15 protein-coding genes and 1 tRNA gene are annotated in these 17,452 nt (G+C 58.3%); 8 read left to right on the top strand and 8 right to left on the bottom strand.

Going from position 1 to position 17,452, the window contains the following annotated elements; all coding sequences use genetic code 11:
• Positions 1-3 precede the first annotated feature (3 nt).
• Positions 4-840: an alkaline phosphatase family protein gene (locus GOW09_RS00140; protein ID WP_171114717.1), complete on the top strand. Its 837-nt coding sequence runs from the start codon at positions 4-6 to the stop codon at positions 838-840.
• Between the two features lie 23 nt (positions 841-863).
• On the opposite strand, the gene GOW09_RS00135 is transcribed toward GOW09_RS00140, so the two are convergent.
• The 6 genes from GOW09_RS00135 to GOW09_RS00110 form a co-directional block, all read right to left on the bottom strand.
• Positions 864-1,667, bottom strand: a complete 804-nt coding sequence (locus GOW09_RS00135) for a class I SAM-dependent methyltransferase (RefSeq protein ID WP_171114715.1) — start codon at positions 1,665-1,667, stop codon at positions 864-866.
• Between the two features lie 98 nt (positions 1,668-1,765).
• The gene (locus tag GOW09_RS00130) at positions 1,766-2,689 is read right to left on the bottom strand and encodes an alpha/beta hydrolase (RefSeq protein WP_171114712.1); all 924 of its coding nucleotides are present in this window, start codon (positions 2,687-2,689) and stop codon (positions 1,766-1,768) included.
• 12 nt (positions 2,690-2,701) lie between these two features.
• Complete coding sequence (locus tag GOW09_RS00125) at positions 2,702-4,591, bottom strand: acyl-CoA synthetase (protein ID WP_171114710.1); 1,890 nt, start codon at positions 4,589-4,591, stop codon at positions 2,702-2,704.
• A gap of 160 nt (positions 4,592-4,751) precedes the next feature.
• Complete coding sequence (locus GOW09_RS00120; RefSeq protein WP_171114708.1) at positions 4,752-6,572, bottom strand: ABC transporter transmembrane domain-containing protein; 1,821 nt, start codon at positions 6,570-6,572, stop codon at positions 4,752-4,754.
• Between the two features lie 129 nt (positions 6,573-6,701).
• Positions 6,702-6,775, bottom strand: a tRNA-Gly gene (locus GOW09_RS00115).
• Between the two features lie 93 nt (positions 6,776-6,868).
• Entirely contained in the window at positions 6,869-7,741 is an 873-nt protein-coding gene (locus GOW09_RS00110) for a MurR/RpiR family transcriptional regulator (protein WP_171114706.1), read from the bottom strand.
• A 103-nt stretch (positions 7,742-7,844) separates the two neighbouring features.
• On the opposite strand from GOW09_RS00110, the gene GOW09_RS00105 reads away from it, so the two are divergent.
• The 7 genes from GOW09_RS00105 to GOW09_RS00075 all read left to right on the top strand — a co-directional run bounded on the left by GOW09_RS00105 (position 7,845) and on the right by GOW09_RS00075 (position 15,722).
• The gene (locus tag GOW09_RS00105; RefSeq protein WP_253284270.1) at positions 7,845-8,630 is read left to right on the top strand and encodes an N-formylglutamate amidohydrolase; all 786 of its coding nucleotides are present in this window, start codon (positions 7,845-7,847) and stop codon (positions 8,628-8,630) included.
• Between the two features lie 16 nt (positions 8,631-8,646).
• Positions 8,647-9,165 (top strand): TRAP transporter small permease subunit, encoded by a 519-nt coding sequence (locus GOW09_RS00100; RefSeq protein WP_171114702.1) that lies wholly within the window; start codon positions 8,647-8,649, stop codon positions 9,163-9,165.
• Entirely contained in the window at positions 9,165-10,490 is a 1,326-nt protein-coding gene (locus tag GOW09_RS00095) for a TRAP transporter large permease subunit (RefSeq protein WP_171114700.1), read from the top strand. The genes GOW09_RS00100 and GOW09_RS00095 overlap by 1 nt, the downstream gene beginning before the upstream one ends.
• Before the next feature lie 67 nt (positions 10,491-10,557).
• Complete coding sequence (locus GOW09_RS00090; protein WP_170343589.1) at positions 10,558-11,589, top strand: TRAP transporter substrate-binding protein; 1,032 nt, start codon at positions 10,558-10,560, stop codon at positions 11,587-11,589.
• Positions 11,590-11,679: 90 nt separating this feature from the next.
• On the top strand, positions 11,680-13,032 hold the full coding sequence (locus tag GOW09_RS00085; protein WP_171114698.1) for a glutamine synthetase family protein: 1,353 nt from the start codon (positions 11,680-11,682) through the stop codon (positions 13,030-13,032).
• 94 nt (positions 13,033-13,126) lie between these two features.
• Entirely contained in the window at positions 13,127-14,509 is a 1,383-nt protein-coding gene (locus GOW09_RS00080; RefSeq protein WP_171114696.1) for an aldehyde dehydrogenase family protein, read from the top strand.
• A 67-nt stretch (positions 14,510-14,576) separates the two neighbouring features.
• Positions 14,577-15,722, top strand: coding sequence for an iron-containing alcohol dehydrogenase (locus GOW09_RS00075; protein WP_171114694.1), 1,146 nt, complete (start codon positions 14,577-14,579; stop codon positions 15,720-15,722).
• A gap of 60 nt (positions 15,723-15,782) precedes the next feature.
• On the opposite strand, the gene GOW09_RS00070 is transcribed toward GOW09_RS00075, so the two are convergent.
• Entirely contained in the window at positions 15,783-17,015 is a 1,233-nt protein-coding gene (locus GOW09_RS00070; RefSeq protein WP_171114692.1) for an HlyD family secretion protein, read from the bottom strand.
• Entirely contained in the window at positions 17,012-17,416 is a 405-nt protein-coding gene (locus GOW09_RS00065; RefSeq protein WP_174829319.1) for a hypothetical protein, read from the bottom strand. Before GOW09_RS00065 ends, GOW09_RS00070 begins: the two co-directional genes overlap by 4 nt.
• Positions 17,417-17,452 lie beyond the last annotated feature (36 nt).

Below are 17,452 nucleotides of genomic sequence, written 5' to 3'. Positions count from 1 at the left end.
GACATGGACCGCAAGCTACTTCTCATCATTCTGGACGGTGTCCCCTATCGCAACTTTCGTCGCCTGTTCGGCAATCTCGAAGGCTGGGTCGACAGCGGAGAAGCACGGCTTTGGAAACTGCGCGCGGTGCTGCCTTCGACATCGGCCAGTTGCTATGCGTCGATCCACACGGGCGTGACGCCGCAAGAGCATGGCTGTACCGGAAATGGAAATGTCTTCCGGCTGAGCCACAAGGACGTATTCAGCCAGGTGCGTGAAGCCGGTGGGGTGACCGGGGCGGTGACACACAGTTATTGGTCGCAGTTCTTCAACCGTCATCCCTTCGACTACGTCCGCGACATCGAATATGACGAACCCGAAAGCGCGACGATCAACCATGGCCGTTTTCACAGCATGACGGGCTATGGCAAAGCCAATCAGATGACGCCATCCGATGTCGACCTGTATGCCACTCTGACCAATCTGTGCCTTCGTTTCGGGCTGGACTATGGCATTCTGCACACCTGCACGCTGGACAGTATGGGCCACCGTTTCTTCCACGATTGTGAAGAAATGGATCACGCTTGCTTTGTCGCCGACGAGATGCTGGCCCCTTTCATCCCCCGCTGGCGCCAGTTGGGATATGAAGTGATCGTCACCGCGGATCACGGCCAGGACGAGCGTGGGCACCACGGCGGGCGCGGCCCGCTGCAACAGGAAACGGCGCTGTATTATTTCGGCGACGCCGAAGGGCCGGACTCCGAAACCGTCATAAGCCAGTTGCAATTGGCCCCGACCATCCTGAGCCGAATGGGCGCCCCCATTGCTGAGACAATGAAGGCCGAACCGTTTCTGCGGTAATGCGCACGCAGCTTCGGGGCCGCTTATGCGGCCTTCGCAGCTACCACTGTCGCAAACACCTGATATCCATAAAGAGACCCGTTTCGAGCACGTCTTTCGTGCTCGGCCACAAGCCCTTCTGCCAGTTCTTTTCCGATATCACCCCGCTCGTACATTTGCTTGGTGGTCAGGGCGACCCAAGGCAACATCTGCTCGGCTGTCGAGACAACTCTGCTCTGCACGTCAAAATGTTGCACGGAAAGTCCGGCATCGGAAATCAATGACCTGAGTTTTGCGACGATAAAAGGATCGGTCACAAACTCGCGCACAAACTCCTTTGCGCATATATCCAGTGGATCATTTGGAAAGGCACTGAAGGTCGCTTTTGAGAAATCAGCGTCACAGACGATCAAGATCCCATCGGGTTTCAGCACTCTGAAGGCCTCGGCAACCAACGATTTGGGGTCTTCTACATGCGTGAGCACCGTGTGCATGATAACCGCATCGACGGCATCATCCTCCAGCGGAAGCGCGGCACCGTCGGCAACCTTGAAAGTCAGGTTCGAATATTCCTTGGCCCGCGTGCTGGCTTCCGAGACAAATCCTTTTGAAGGCTCGAAACCTATGACCTTCGCCGGGCGGCAGTGTGATGCGATGCGACGTGTGACGGCGCCTGCACCGGCGCCGACCTCGACAACCGTCGATGCATCCGTGACGTTCAGATGACCCAGATACGCGGCCACGATCCGCTCCATCGTCGGGTCCGCTTGCCGCTGGTCCATCGAATCCGCAAACAGCTTGATGAATTCAGGCCCTGCGGCATCGACGTTCTGAAAGGGGTCGGCCATTAGGTAAGATCTCCTCGGAAAATTTGAGTGAGCTTACCACAGCCAGCCGGTTTTCGGCATACAGGCCCCAAAAGGACCAGAGCCTTCAATTCACTGCATCAGTCGTAGGACCAGATCCCCTGCCCCAGCGCTTCTATCGCAACCGAGATACGCTCAAAACTGTCGGCCGCACGTTTCACCGAAGTTCGTGCGCGCAGATATCCGTGCACAAGACCGAATTCATTGATCCAGTGGGCCTGCCCGCCCGCCGCATTGATCCGACTGCAATAAATTTGCCCGTCGTCACGCAGCGGATCGCAATCAGCCGTTACAACCACGGTCGGTGGCAGGTTTGAATAGTCACTGTCCTGCAATGGCGCATAGGTCGGATCGCCCTGGGGCGGATCGCCCGCGCATCGGACGGTTTCATAGAACCTGATTTCATCCAACGTCAGCAAGGGGGCCTGGGCATGTTCCTGGTAGGACCCCTGACTGCGGTCCCCTCCGAGGCCCGGATAGATCAGCACCTGCCCCAGGATCCCGTCCAAACGCCCGCGCGCGTAGTGGGATACGGCAGCAGCCAGATTTCCACCGGCGCTGTCGCCGGCCAAAATCAAAGGGTCTCCGAATTCGTTTGCGGCCCAGTTCGCAGCGCTCCAACAGTCGTCAAACTGTGCCGGGTGCACATGTTCAGGGCACAGCCGGTAATCGACGGCAACGACCCGGTACCCGGTTTGGGCGCATAATTCAGCGCAAACATCGTCGTGACTTTCCAGACCACCAACAACGAAACCGCCACCATGAAAATAGATGACGGTTCGGGTTGGTTGCCCGGCAGAGTAAATTCGAACCGGAACACCATCGGCCGCCCGGTCCTGAGTTTCCACGCCAGCCGGGCGTGGTTGGCGAAAGTCCTGACACATGGTGTCATAGACACGGCGCTGATCCTCGATCGACAGCTCGACCGCGTCATCGGGATAGCTTTCAGCCGTGCGACGTATGAACGCCCAGGTTTCTTCGTCGATCAGGCGTTCATAGTCCATTGTCCCTCCGGCTTATTCAGACCACTCCCATGGCCGGGTGTATACGCCCAGCACTTTTGCGACATCGTCTTCCGAAGATCCGTTCGCGTCAAGCTGCGCAACGAGGCCGCGTTTCTTGTCATCAATGACGGAAACCACCCGCGCCGCCAAACCGGCATCCTCGAGGGCGCCGTTGTAGATACGAGTGATGGCCTGTTTCCGAAGTTCAGGCTTGAACACCTTGCCAACGGCCGTTTTGGGCAGTTCATCCAGAATGGTCATGTGCTTGGGTTGCGCCGCGCGTTCATGCACGTGAACCTTGCAGTAATCCATCAGCTCTTTTTCGGTGACAGACGCACCCTCGACCAGTTCGACAAAGGCGCAGGGAACTTCACCGGAATGCGCATCCGGCTGGCCGATGGCACCGGCAAAAGCAACGGCCTCGTGACCCAGCAAAGCCTCTTCGATCTCGGCAGGGTCGATGTTGTGACCGCCACGAATGATCAGGTCCTTGGCGCGACCAGTGATCCATAGATATCCATCTTCGTCGAAGCGCCCCAGATCGCCCGTGCGCAGGTACTTGTCGAAGTGATACAGGTTAACGTTTTTGTCGGCCTCGGTATAGGTATTGCCCGCATAGACACCCGGGTTCGAGATGCAGATCTCACCGATTTGATCAGTTTCGCACTCGGTCGGTCCGTCTGGCCCATCCTGCAAGATCTTGACGTCTGTATAGGGGAACGGAATACCGATCGATCCGATCTTTTTCTCACCATCCACCGGGTTGCACGAAACCAGACATGTGGCCTCTGTCAGACCGTACCCTTCGACAATGGTGACGCCAGTCGCTTCTTCAAAGCGGCGGAACAGTTCCACCGGCAGCGGGGCCGAGCCCGAGAAGGCCGTTTTTACGCTTGAGATATCGGCATCGACTGGGCGCTGCATCTTGGCTGAAATCGCGGTTGGCACGGTGATGATGAAGCTCACCTTCCAACGCTCGATCAGCTTCCAGAAATTGTCGAACACCCCGTCGCCGCGATATCCCTGTGGCGTCGGGAAAACCACATGGGCACCGGATGATACGGCCGCCATCACAATCACATGCACCGCAAAAACGTGGAACATGGGCAGCGGGCACATGATGACGTCGTTTTCGTCAAACAGAAGCGTGTTCCCCAACCAGCCGTTGTAGATCAGGCCGGAATACTTGTGCTGCGCCACCTTCGGCATACCCGTGGTACCGCCGGTATGGAAATAACAGGCGACACGATCTTCCTTGCTGTCTTCAAACGTCAGCGTCGTCGGTTGCTTGGCCAGTTCCGTGTGGAAGTTCTTGTAATCCGCATGGGCAAGCTTTTCCTTGTCGCCCATCTTGGGGCGCAGAAACGGCACCAGCCATGATTTGGGCGGGGTCAGATACCGGTTCAGATCGATTTCCAGAATGGTATTGACCTTGGGTGCGTGGCGCACCGCCTCTTCGACCTTCTGCGCGACATCTGTTTTCGGGAAAGATTTCAGCGTCACCACGACCTTGGCGCCGGTCTCGCGCAGGATCGCGGCAATCTGTTCCGGTTCAAGCAAGGGGTTGATCGGGTTCACGATCCCCGCAACCGCGCCGCCCATCATCGTGACCAGTGTTTCGTTGCAGTTGGGCAGCACATAGGCGACCACGTCTTTTTCACCCACACCCAGCGAGCGGAACAGGTTTGCTGCCTGGTTGACCTGACCCAGAAGTTGCGACCAGGTCAGGGTCTCGGCCTTGTCCTTCGGGCCCGAGAACAGTTGGAAGCTCATGGCATTGTGGTTGGGGAACTTCCCTGCGGTGCGCGACAAAAGCTGATGGAAGGTGACGGGCAAATCCCGATCCTCCCACGGCATTTCCTGTTCCATGCGCTTCTTGTCTTCCAAACCCACAAAGGCCATGTGGTTCCTCCCGTATTATTCTCCCGCGTTTTGCGCGGGCTTGTTGTTCGCAACCAAGATGGAAGCAAAACGAACCTCGCGCAAGCGAGGCCTTAGCCTTCAGGGGGAGTAAAATGTAGAATGACGCTACGGCGAATTCGCAAGTGCCGGAGCGTCACTCTTATTCTGCGGCGACACCATCGGTGAACTGCAACCGGGCAAGGCGTGCATACAGCCCGTCCTGAGACACCAGATCCTCGTGGCGGCCTTGTGCCACGATGCGGCCTTCCTCTAGCACGACGATGCGGTCGGCTTTCTTAACAGTCGCCAATCTGTGCGCGACGATCAGGGTCGTGCGGCCGGCACGCATCTTGTCCACCGCGCCCTGCACTGCGCGTTCGCTTTCCGCATCCAGCGCCGAAGTCGCCTCGTCCAGCAGCAGAACCGGCGCGTCGCGCAGGATTGCGCGGGCAATGGCAATACGCTGCTTCTGCCCGCCAGACAGCATGACACCGCGTTCGCCGACAAAGCTGTCATATCCTTGGGGCAAGGCCGTAATAAAATCATGCGCGGCAGCGGCCCGGGCGGCGGCCTCGACTTCTGCATCCGAGGCGTCCAGACGACCAAAGCGGATGTTTTCCCGCGCGGATGCAGCAAAGATCACGGGATCCTGAGGCACCAGAGCCATGTGGCGGCGGAAGTCCGACCGGTTGATGTCGCGCAGATTAAGACCGTCCAGCGTCACGCGGCCCGAGTTCGGATCATAGAACCGCTGGATCAGTTGGATCACGGTTGTTTTTCCCGCCCCCGATGGCCCGACGAATGCGACCGTCTCGCCGGGTTTCACCAGAAGTGACAGATGATCCAGTGCAACCGTATCGGGTCGCGCGGGATAGCGGAAGCTGACATCTTCAAACCGGATTTCGCCCTGAATGTTCTTGGGAAGCGCTTTGGGATTGGCAGGGTCGGTCACGGTATCTTCTGCATGCAGCAGCTCGACCAGACGTTCGGTGGCCCCCGCGGCACGCTGAAGTTCGCTCCAGATTTCGGACAGGGCCGCGACCGAACCCGCCATAATGATCGAATAGATGACGAACTGGATCAGAACGCCTTCGGTCATCACGCCATTTCGCACGTCATTGGCACCCATCCACAGAACGCCCACGATACCCGAGAAAACCAGGAAGATCACGATCACCGTCAGCACCGCGCGGGTCTGTATGCGGCGCAGCGAGACGCTGTAGGATGTCTCGGTCATCTCACTGAATTGCTGGCGGCTGGCCTGTTCATGGGAAAATGCCTGAACGGTCTGTACCGCACCCAATGCCTCACCCGCGTTGCCGGACGAGGCCGCGATCCAGTCCTGATTCTCGCGGCTGATCACGCGCAGACGGCGACCAAGTACAAGGATCGGCACGATGACCACCGGGATCAGCAACAATACCAGCCCGGTCAGCTTGGCGGATGTCAGCAGCATCAGAACCAGCCCACCGACGAACATCAGTATGTTTCGCAGGGCAATAGACACGGACGAGCCGAGAACAGATTGGATCAGCGTCGTGTCAGTGGTGATCCGGCTTAGCACCTCACCGGTCATGATTCGCTCATAGAATTCCGGGCTCATACCGATGACGCGATCAAACACCGCCTTGCGGATATCGGCTACCACCCGTTCGCCCAGACGGGTCACAAGCGCATACCGAATACCGGTACCCACGGCCAGAACGGCAGCGATGACCAGCGCGGCCAGAAAATACCAATCCAGAAGCTCTCCATCCTGAATTCGGAAATTGTCGACCACGCGCCGCACCGCCAATGGCAGCGTGAGGGTCATGCTGGCCGTCAGAATCAACGCCAGCGTCGCGCCGATCATCAGGAATTTGTAAGGTTTCATGAACGGCCAAAGCGAGGCCAGAACCCCAATCTTCTTTGAACGGGCGCGTTCCTCGGAGGCTCCGGGCGCGGCGGTATGCGTTGGCTTGCTGGCGGCTTGTCTTGCCATGTCTGGCCCTTGTATCCTGAACCGTACTGAGTGACCGCTTTCTTGGAGGTAGCGGCAGGTATGGTCAAGCATCACAACCGCAATCGGCAGGTCGAAAGGGCCATTTGACGCAGAATTTCAAGGAAGGCATGGAGCGGGTAGACGGAATCGAACCGACATAGCCTGCTTGGAAGGCAGGGGCTTTACCATTAAGCTATACCCGCAAATGGTTTGCGCTGGTTAAGTCATGCTTTCGGGATCGTCAAGCCGGAAGTGGCAAATTTAGTGGCGCAATTTTTCCGACACTGCTCGGCCCGTCAGTCCTGATTGCGAAATATCCGGGTCGAGGAAAAGAACCGCTCCAGTTCTTCGATCCGCTCCTTGCTTTCTTCCCAACGTGCCTCCTGCACTTCGGCAATCAGCGTTTCCGAGATCAACTGCAAGGCAATGGTCGAATCCCAACTGGAGGGCGCCTCGACCAATGCGTGGAAGGAATAATTGGCGGTCTTTCCGATCGGCGAACCCCATTGGTCCGTAAACAGAACAACGGTGACGCCGCGGCCCGAGGCAACCTGTGCCAGCTTCTCCAGATGCGCCTCGTAACGGCGGATGTCGAAGATCACCAGAACGGATGATTCATCCATATCCAGAAGGTATTGCGGCCAGACATTCGCCGAATTGCCCAGCATCGTCACGTTGGGCCGGATGATCTGCATGTGATTGAACAGATAATCCGCATTTGACCGCGTGATGCGACCACCTACGACGTAAAGATGACGCTCTGTCTCGGCCAAAAGACGCGCGACGGCATCGAACATCTCTTTGTCCAGACGTTCCAGCGTGTGGCGCATGTTGGTCCATACGGCCTGGGCAAAACGCGTCGTCGGATGTTCTGCCTCATCATCCACAACCCAGGCGTCCCGTTTCGAGATCGGCTTTTTGATCTGCGCCGCAACCTCTTCGCGCAGCGCATCCTGCAAGTCGGGGAACCCGTCAAACCCAAGCTTGCGCGCCATGCGAATAACGGTCGGGGTCGAAACCTGCGCCGCAGCGGCCAGCTTGGTGATCGATTGCAAACCGGCCATCGGATAATCCTGCAACAGGACCGAGGCCAATTGACGTTCAGACCGTGTCAGATCGTCCAGCTCATCCTGAATCCTCTGTTTGACAAGTTTGGCAACGGTGGCCATCGGCGCCCTCGTTTCTTGAATTTGTTACAGAATATGTTCGTTTGAAATTTTGTCTACAGAAATTTTCTTGACAGGTGAGAAGTTGCTGTAACAAATGCTACCTATGTGTCACGAGACCGAGTCATCATTGCTTTTGCCGACCGAAGCCCCGGCAGCCCGCGTGCTCAATGCGCACGGTCGCGCGCCTGCCGTGCTGATATGCGAACATGCAAGCCGGTTTATTCCGGCCGCGCTGGATGGACTGGGGCTGGATGAGGCGGCGGCCAGCTCTCACGCGGCCTGGGACATCGGCGCGCTGGACCTGTCGGTGGAGCTGATGGGCGCTTTGGATGCGCCGCTGGTCCACTCGCGCGTCAGTCGCCTTGTTTATGACTGCAACCGCCCGCCCGAACGCGAAGATGCCATGCCGCAGGTCAGCGAAGTGTTTTCCATTCCCGGCAACATGAACCTGACAGATGCTCAGCGCGCCCAGCGGGTACGCGACGTGTATGAACCTTTCAAAACGCTGGTTTCATCCACTTTGGACGAACGGCCTGAACCTCCGGTTGTCATCACGATCCACAGCTTCACGCCCGTCTACAAGGGAACCCCCCGAACGGTAGAGCTGGGGATTCTTCATGACGAAGACGACCGCGCCGCGCAGCTGATGCTGAGCCACGCGGAAAGCTCGGGATTGCGCGTGGCTTTGAACGAACCTTACTCGGCGACGGATGGCGTCACGCACACGTTGCGCGAACACGCGGTCCGGCGCGGGCTTCCAAATGTCATGATCGAGGTTCGAAACGATCTGATCGACACAGCAGACGGCGTGAACCGCATTGCGGGATTGCTTACGCCAATTCTGCAATCGGTCATCCAAGACTTATCGCACGCAGAGGCGAAACCATGAGAGCAGAGGTATCGGGATGAATTTCATGCGGGGATATGTGGCGGTCATTGACCGCACGAACCGCTGGGTCGGACGCTTCGTCATGTACGGCATCTTCGTCATGATGGGCATCCTGCTCTGGTCCTCGATTTCAAAAACCTTTTTCCTGCCATCGCTGTGGACCCTGGAAATGGCCCAGTTCGCAATGGTCGCCTACTACATTCTGGGCGGACCCTATTCGATCCAGATGGGATCCAACGTCCGCATGGACCTTCTGTACGGCGAATGGTCCGACCGTCGTCGCGCGTGGACGGATGCGATCACCGTCCTTTTCCTGATCATCTACCTGGGCGTGATGATCTACGGCGGATACGACTCGCTTAGCTATTCGCTGCAGTATGGCGAACGCAGCCCGACCGCGTGGCGTCCATACCTGTGGCCAATCAAGGTCATCATGGTCGTGGGCCTGTTCCTGATGTTGCTTCAGGCGATCTCGGAACTGTTCAAAGATATTCTGCGCCTCAGGGGCGATGACATCCCGCGCGAGGTGATCTGATGTCGTACGAATTGATCGCCATCCTGATGTTTTCGACCATGATGCTGATGCTGCTGACCGGGCAGCGCGTTTTTGGCGCGATTGGTTTTGTCGCCGTGATGGCCGCCCTGTTTCTGTGGGGGGATCGCGGCGGCTATGACATTGGCTTTTCGGCCGCCATGAAGCTGATGAAATGGTATCCGCTGCTGACCCTGCCGATGTTCATCTTCATGGGCTATGTTCTGGCCGAATCCAAAATTGCAGACGATCTGTACAAGATGTTCCACGTTTGGATGGGCGGCCTGAACGGTGGGCTCGCAATCGGCACGATCGGTCTTATGGTGCTGATTTCGGCCATGAACGGGCTGAGTGTCGCGGGCATGGCCATCGGCGCGACCATTGCGCTGCCGGAACTGCTGAAACGTGGCTATGACAAGAAAATGGTGACCGGGGTGATACAAGCCGGATCGTCACTGGGTATCCTTGTGCCACCCTCCGTCGTGCTGGTTCTTTACGCGATGATCGCGCGCCAGCCGGTTGGCCAACTTTGGTTGGCTGGATTGCTGCCGGGCTTGATGATGGCCGCCATGTTCATCCTTTACATCGTGATCCGCTGCCGCATCAACCCGGCCTTGGGGCCCGCCTTGTCAGCCGAGGAGCGCGACGTGCCCATGACAGAGAAACTGCGCCTGTTGCGCGCGGGCCTGCTGCCCTTGGGCATTTTTGCCGCGATGATGGTGCCCTTCGTCAACGGCTGGACCTCGCTGGTCGAAAGCTCGGCCATCGGTGCGTTGACGGCGTTCGCCGCGGCCATCCTCAAGGGCCGTATGACACGTGAGGTTTTCGAGACGTCTGTACGGTCGACGCTGGGCATCACCTGTATGTTCATGTGGATCATCCTGGCTGCGCTTGCCTTTGGCGCTGTTTTCGACGGCTTGGGCGCCGTTCGGGCAATCGAGAACCTGTTTACCGAGCGGCTGGGCCTCAACCCTTGGGTGATCCTGATCTTGATGCAGCTCAGCTTTATTCTGATGGGCACGTTTCTGGACGATACGGCCATGCTGGTGATCGTCGCGCCTTTGTACGTGCCGCTCGTGGGTGCATTGGGGTTCGACCTGATCTGGTATGGGGTTCTGTACACGATCACCACCCAGATCGCCTATATGACGCCGCCCTTCGGCTACAACCTGTTCCTGATGCGCGCGATGGCGCCGCCAGAGATATCGCTGCGCGACATTTACGGTTCGATCCTGCCCTTCGTGATGGTGATGACACTGGCGCTGGCGATCATCATGACATTCCCGCAGATCGCACTGTGGCTGCCTGAATACATCTACAACAAATGATCCCGGATCAAACCGGGGCTTCGCGGGCAATCCCTGCACAATCGAAACTGACCAACGGAGAGAGAGAATGACGAACAGACGTACATTTCTGAAAGGTGCTGCGGCCGCTCCCGCCGCTGCTCTGGCGACGCCTGCACTGGCGCAATCGACCATCAGATGGCGGATGCAGACCTACGCCGGCCCGGCGCTGGCCGAACACGTGATCGACCCGGCCATCAAGATGTTCAACACGATCGCCGGCGACCGGATGCAGATCGAGCTGTTCTATGCCGACCAGCTGGTTCCGACGGGCGAGCTGTTCCGTGCCATGCAGCGCGGCACAATTGATGCCGTGCAGTCGGATGATGACTCGATGGCGTCGCCCACCGAGGTCACCGTGTTCGGCGGCTATTTCCCCTTTGCCTCGCGCTATTCGCTGGACGTGCCGGTTCTGTTCAACCAGTACGGGCTGAACGAGATCTGGGACGAGGAATACTCGAAAGTCGGCGTCAAGCACATCTCGGCCGGCGCCTGGGACCCGTGCCACTTTGCAACGAAGGACCCGATCAACAGCCTGGCGGACCTTCAGGGCAAACGTGTGTTTACCTTCCCGACCGCGGGCCGCTTCCTGTCTCAGTTCGGCGTTGTGCCGGTCACCCTGCCCTGGGAAGACATCGAAGTCGCGGTTCAAACCGGAGAACTGGACGGTATCGCGTGGTCCGGCATCACCGAAGACTACACCGTCGGCTGGGCGGATGTAACCAACTACTTCCTGACCAACAACATCTCGGGTGCCTGGGCCGGTTCGTTCTTTGCCAACATGGATCGCTGGAACGAGCTGCCCGAAGATTTGCAGACCCTGTTCCGCGTCTGCACCGATCAGTCCCACTATTATCGTCAATGGTGGTACTGGGGCGGCGAAGCCAGCCTGCGCGTCAACGGAGACAAGATGCAGCTGACCTCGATTCCGGACGAAGAATGGGCAACCGTCGAAGCCGCGGCCGTTGCCTTCTGGGACGAGATCGCAGCCGAATCCGAAACCAAGGCGAAGGTTGTTGAAATCTTCAAACAGTACAACGCCGACATGCTCAAGGCTGGACGGCCCTACCGCTACGGCTAAGACTTGGCCAAGCGACCCGCCCCTTGCATGGGGGCGGGTTTGATTGAACGAATGGCCGATGAAGGATTTCGGCAAAGACAAAGGTGGCACATGCTCACGTTCGAACAACTGAAAACGCAGGTATCCGAAGGTTCGGTTGATACGGTTCTGGTCTGCATGGTGGACATGCAGGGCCGGTTGATGGGCAAGCGTTTTCACGCGGGCCATTTCGTGGCAGGCGCGTGGGAAGAGACCCATTGCTGCAACTACCTGCTGGCCACCGATCTGGAGATGGCGACACCCGATGGTTATGCCTCGACCAGTTGGGAACGGGGCTATGGCGATTATGTCATGAAACCGGACCTCAGCACCCTGCGCCCGGTGCCGTGGCTTGAAGGCACGGTGATGGTGATGTGTGACGTGCTGGATCATCACACGCACGAGGAAGTGCCGCACGCGCCGCGTTCAATCCTGAAAAAGCAGGTCAGCCGTTTGAAAGCCATGGGCTATGACGCCATGACGGCGACCGAGCTTGAGTTTTTCCTGTTCGAGAAAAGCTTTGACCAGATCCGCAAGGAAGGATTCCGGGATCTGGAGCCGATCTCGGGCTATAACGAAGACTATCATATCCTTCAGACCACCAAGGAAGAGCATGTGATGCGTCCGATCCGCAACCATCTGTGGGATGCGGGCATTCCGGTTGAGAACTCCAAAGGTGAGGCCGAGACCGGGCAGGAAGAGCTGAACATCAAATACGCACCCGCGATGGAAACAGCCGAGTATCATTCGATCGCCAAGAACGCTGTGAAAGAGATCGCGTGGCAACATGGTCACGCAGCGACGTTCCTGCCGAAATGGCACCACGAGAAAGTTGGTAGCTCGTCCCATGTGCACCAGTCACTATGGGCGGATGGACAGCCTGCCTTCTATGACGCCGGGGACGATCTGGGCATGTCGGCGCTGATGAAAAGCTATATGGCTGGGCTGCTGAAATATGCCCCTGATTACACCTATTTCATGGCACCTTACATCAACAGTTATAAACGCTTCATGAAAGGCACCTTCGCGCCAACGCGGATCATCTGGTCCGTGGACAACCGCACCGCCGGGTTCCGCCTGTGCGGTGACGGTACCAAGGCCGTACGCGTCGAGTGCCGAATTCCGGGCTCAGATATGAACCCCTATCTGGCGATGGCCGGCATGCTGGCGGCAGGGATCGCGGGCATCGAGGAAGGGCTGGATCTGCAACCGCCGACCAAAGGCGACGTTTACCAAGGTGAGACTGCGATGATCCCGGGCAACCTTCGCGCCGCGCGAGATGCGTTGCACGGATCGGTCATGTTGCGCGCGGCCATGGGAGATGACGTCGTCGACCACTATACCCGTGCCGCAGAGGTCGAGATCGAGGAGTTCGAACGCGTGGTCACGGATTGGGAAATCGCCCGCGGATTCGAGCGGGCGTAAGGTCGGGACGCGCTGGGGGCTCTGCCCCCAGACCCCCGGGATATTTTGGGCCAGATGAAGCAGGGATCCTGTTTCTTTCGGAAATGGAGTGAAAATGGGGCAGATGTTGAAATGTGTCTCGCCGATCGATGGATCGGTTTATGCCGAACGTGAAGTGTTGTCGCGAGAAGCCGCGTTCGGGGCCGCGGCGCGTGCTCGGGCTGCTCAGGCGGAATGGGCAGCTCATCCGTTGCAGGAGCGGATCGATCTTGTGATGGCGGGTGTGGCCGCCGTTGGCGCCATGAACGATGAGATCGTGCCGGAACTGGCCCATATGATGGGTCGCCCAGTGCGTTATGGCGGCGAGTTCGGTGGATTCAACGAACGTGCCAGCCATATGGCGGAGATTGCCGAGACGTCCCTGGCAGATATCGCCGTCGGCGAAGACGAAACGTTCAAACGCTACATCAAGCGCATTCCTCATGGGGTGGTCTTTGTGGTGGCGCCCTGGAACTATCCCTACATGACGGCGATCAACACGGTCGCACCGGCGCTTATCGCGGGCAACACGGTCGTCCTGAAACACGCGACACAGACGTTGCTGGTGGGCGAGCGCATGGCAAAGGCGTTCCAGTCGGCAGGTGTGCCCGAGGACGTATTCCAGAATGTGTTCCTGAGCCATGACGTGACCAACGACCTGATCGCGGGTAATGCATTTGATTTCGTGAACTTCACCGGATCAGTCGGCGGCGGTCAGGCGATGGAACGTGCCGCGGCGGGCACGTTTACCGGCGTCGGCACCGAGCTGGGCGGCAAGGATCCCGGCTATGTCATGGACGACGCCGACCTGAATGCCGCGGTCGACACGCTGATTGACGGTGCGATGTTCAATTCGGGCCAGTGTTGTTGCGGAATCGAGCGGATCTATGTTCACGAGAGCCTTTATGATGACTTTGTCGCCAAGGCGGTGGACATCGTGAAGGGTTACAAGCTGGGCAACCCGCTGGATGCCGAGACGACGATTGGCCCGATGGCCAATGTGCGGTTTGCCGATGAGGTGCGAGCCCAGATCGCCGAGGCGGTTGCAGCCGGTGCGGTTGCGCATATCGACACCTTCGCTGAAGACGACGGTGGCGCGTACCTGACACCGCAAATCCTGACCAATGTCACTCATGACATGCGCGTGATGCGGGACGAAAGCTTTGGGCCCGTGGTGGGCATCATGAAAGTGTCCTCGGACGAGGAGGCCATCGCATTGATGAATGACAGTGAGTTTGGCCTGACTGCCAGCCTGTGGACCCGCGATGTGGATCGTGCGGCGCGGGTGGGTGAACGGATCGAAACGGGGACCGTGTTCATGAACCGCGCCGATTATCTGGACCCCGGCCTGTGCTGGACGGGCTGCAAGAATACCGGGCGCGGCGGCGGTCTGTCCGTCATCGGATATCACAACCTGACACGTCCCAAATCCTACCACCTCAAAAAGGTAACGGGCTAAGGACGACGGCCTGCTTCGGACCCACCCCCTCGCCGAAGCAGGCCTTATTTTGCAAAGGAAACCTGACATGACACTTGTTGGAAACTGGTCCTATCCGACCGCCATCAAATTCGGAGCCGGGCGCATCAGGGAATTGCCCGAAGCCTGCGCCGCCGCCGGAATGAAGAAACCATTGCTGGTCACGGACAAGGGGCTGGCCGATCTGCCCATCACCGGCTCGACACTGGACATCATGGAAGCCGCCGGACTGGGACGCGGCCTGTTCAGCGATGTGGACCCCAACCCCAATGAGAAGAACCTTGAAGCCGGAGTTGCGGCCTATAACGCAGGTGGCCATGATGGGGTGATCGCCTTTGGCGGCGGCTCGGGGCTGGATCTGGGCAAGATGGTCGCCTTCATGGCCGGTCAGACGCGCCCGGTTTGGGATTTCGAGGATATCGGCGACTGGTGGACACGAGCCGATGCCGACGTTATCGCGCCAATCATTGCCGTTCCGACCACCGCAGGGACAGGATCGGAAGTGGGCCGCGCGAGCGTCATCACCAATTCCGAGACCCATGCCAAGAAGATCATCTTTCATCCCAAGGTTCTGCCGACCGTGGTGATTTGCGACCCGGAGCTGACCGTCGGAATGCCCAGGTTCATCACGGCAGGAACAGGCCTGGACGCCTTTGCGCATTGCGTCGAAGCCTTCTCGAGCCCGCATTATCACCCGATGAGCCAGGGCATCGCGCTGGAAGGGATGCGGCTGGTGAAGGAGTACTTGCCGCGCGCTTATGCTGACGGCACCGATATCGAGGCCCGCGCCCAGATGATGAGCGCCGCTGCCATGGGTGCAACGGCTTTCCAGAAGGGTCTTGGCGCGATCCACGCGATGAGCCATCCAATTGGCGCGGTATTCAACACCCATCACGGCACCACAAACGCGGTCTGCATGCCCGCCGTGCTGAACTTCAACGCCCCCGCCATTGCAGACCGGTTCCAGCAAGCCGCGGCATATCTGGGCATCGACGGTGGCTTCGATGGTTTTTGCGCCTTCGTGCAGGATTTCAACGACAGCCTTGGCATCCCCCGCACTCTGTCCGACCTAGGTGTGACCGAAGTTTCAATCCCAGAGCTTGTCGAAGGCGCGATCATCGATCCTTCATGCGGTGGAAATCCGATTGAGTTGACGAAAGACAACCTGACTCAGCTGTTCAAAGCAGCGCTGTAAGAAACCAAAGGGCCCGGAGAAACCTGCCGGGCCCTTCGCGTTCGGATTGCCAAGATCAGATCAATGCCCGGTCAAAACCAGAGTGTTCACCGGCATCAGGATCAAACGCAGGCGCAGGCCCGCTGCATGCACCACGCCGATCGTGTCGACCACGTGCAGGAAGGCCGCCTCCCAAAAGCCCAGATCTTCGTGCTCCAACCGCTCGTGATTGTCTGTGTAGACATTGGCCAGACAATTGCTGCCCGGTGGAATGTCATCGGCCATACCTTTGTACAGCGGCTCCATATAAACCAGAATCGAGCCCGGATTATTGTTGGTCTGCACGTCCCGCAATTCGTCCGATGGGCGGATCTGGCCCGACGGGATGACATCCTGCACTTCGACCACCACGGTGGGTATCACGGTGAATGGCTTGGTCATGCAGCCCAATTCACCAATCATGCCCGGCTTGATCACCTGGGCAGACAGCTGGCTGAAAGCGGCCTGAAAGCGGTCATGTCCGGTGTGCGATGGCACTAGAACACCAGCAGGGCGCAACAGCGGGCTTACGTAATCACCGACCTGAAGGCCGAACTGTTCGACCCGCCCCGTGACGCCCGCTATGATTACGGTTTTGTCCAATTCGGTCTGCGCAGCATCCAGTTGCGCAATGGCACTTGCCAGCTGCGCGGGGATCAGTTCTTCAATCTGCTGCTCAACCGCGGCACGTTTGGATTCCGCTGCAAGAACCTGGGCCTCTCGCTCGGCGACAAGGTTTTCCAGCCTCTCAATCTCGGCCAGCCTTACGGCGCTTGAACCTTCATCTCGCAAGGTCGTGTTGCGTTCAAGATCCTCCAGAGACTGCGCAAGCGCAGCCTTGGCACCTGCAATTCCAGCTTCCGCCTCGGCCAAATCGGTTTCCGCAACCTTAAGCGAGGCCTGCACCTGTGCAATCTGCGCATTTGCCGCCTGAACTTGGGCAGTCTGGCTGAAATCCTCGATCCGGAAAATCGGTTGACCCGCGGTTAACAGTTCGTTGTTCTTGACGAAAACCTCGGAAACACGACCGCCCAATTGCGGCAGAATGGTCACCGTCCGGAAATAGGATGCCGCGGTTTTGCTGGCCGGATGAAAGTAAAACAGCGTGGTGATCACGGTCAGCGCCAGAATGGCACAGGTGGTCAAACCCCAGCGCAGTTCGTACCACATGGTGAACAAGGTAATCTCGTGACCGATCCGCTTGCCCTGTACAAAACGGCGGAACAGATAGTCGGGCAGCACCGTTATCAGGGCGCAGAGCATGGTCTCGATCATGTGGATTGCTCCTGCGGATCGCTGGGTCCAGGTTCTGGCGCAGCCGGCACCGTTGTTTCAGGCACTGGTTCCGGAACAGGTGACCGACCCAAAGAACGAATGGCATCGGCAATGTTTCGAAGCGGGGTGGCAAAATCCGGGAACTGGAACCCTGCGACCAATATAGCAGCAACCCAGAAAAGCCCATTATGTGTAAACAGCGCCAGCAGTGCCAGAATGCCCACCAACTGAAATTGCGGGTGATTGTTTTCGTGGGCCATTTTTTCGGGAACCGAATGCAGCGTCAGGTATCCGACACCGATCAGCACCACCAGAACGACGAAAAAAACGACCATGGCGGAGAAAAGGTAATCGCTTCCGTCAGCTGCGACAACATATCCTGGAATATGCCCTGTGGCCATTGGATGAAGGTCTGCTGCGGTCACCTTACCCTCCTG

Source organism: Ruegeria sp. HKCCA5463, from assembly GCF_013034175.1.
Lineage (GTDB): Bacteria > Pseudomonadota > Alphaproteobacteria > Rhodobacterales > Rhodobacteraceae > Ruegeria.
The sequence above is the reverse complement of the archived record's forward strand: the minus strand, read 5'-3'. Positions and strand labels throughout refer to the sequence as shown.

Excerpts from the sequence above, each read along its gene's own strand:
- GOW09_RS00110 (WP_171114706.1), bottom strand. The coding sequence starts at position 7,741 with ATGGCCACCGTTGCCAAACTTGTCAAACAGAGGATTCAGGATGAGCTG.
- GOW09_RS00105 (WP_253284270.1), top strand. The coding sequence starts at position 7,845 with ATGTGTCACGAGACCGAGTCATCATTGCTTTTGCCGACCGAAGCCCCG.
- GOW09_RS00120 (WP_171114708.1), bottom strand. The coding sequence starts at position 6,572 with ATGGCAAGACAAGCCGCCAGCAAGCCAACGCATACCGCCGCGCCCGGA.
- GOW09_RS00140 (WP_171114717.1), top strand. The coding sequence starts at position 4 with ATGGACCGCAAGCTACTTCTCATCATTCTGGACGGTGTCCCCTATCGC.
- GOW09_RS00090 (WP_170343589.1), top strand. The coding sequence starts at position 10,558 with ATGACGAACAGACGTACATTTCTGAAAGGTGCTGCGGCCGCTCCCGCC.
- GOW09_RS00075 (WP_171114694.1), top strand. The coding sequence starts at position 14,577 with ATGACACTTGTTGGAAACTGGTCCTATCCGACCGCCATCAAATTCGGA.
- GOW09_RS00095 (WP_171114700.1), top strand. The coding sequence starts at position 9,165 with ATGTCGTACGAATTGATCGCCATCCTGATGTTTTCGACCATGATGCTG.
- GOW09_RS00080 (WP_171114696.1), top strand. The coding sequence starts at position 13,127 with ATGGGGCAGATGTTGAAATGTGTCTCGCCGATCGATGGATCGGTTTAT.
- GOW09_RS00125 (WP_171114710.1), bottom strand. The coding sequence starts at position 4,591 with ATGGCCTTTGTGGGTTTGGAAGACAAGAAGCGCATGGAACAGGAAATG.
- GOW09_RS00130 (WP_171114712.1), bottom strand. The coding sequence starts at position 2,689 with ATGGACTATGAACGCCTGATCGACGAAGAAACCTGGGCGTTCATACGT.
- GOW09_RS00085 (WP_171114698.1), top strand. The coding sequence starts at position 11,680 with ATGCTCACGTTCGAACAACTGAAAACGCAGGTATCCGAAGGTTCGGTT.
- GOW09_RS00070 (WP_171114692.1), bottom strand. The coding sequence starts at position 17,015 with ATGATCGAGACCATGCTCTGCGCCCTGATAACGGTGCTGCCCGACTAT.
- GOW09_RS00135 (WP_171114715.1), bottom strand. The coding sequence starts at position 1,667 with ATGGCCGACCCCTTTCAGAACGTCGATGCCGCAGGGCCTGAATTCATC.
- GOW09_RS00065 (WP_174829319.1), bottom strand. The coding sequence starts at position 17,416 with ATGGCCACAGGGCATATTCCAGGATATGTTGTCGCAGCTGACGGAAGC.
- GOW09_RS00100 (WP_171114702.1), top strand. The coding sequence starts at position 8,647 with ATGAATTTCATGCGGGGATATGTGGCGGTCATTGACCGCACGAACCGC.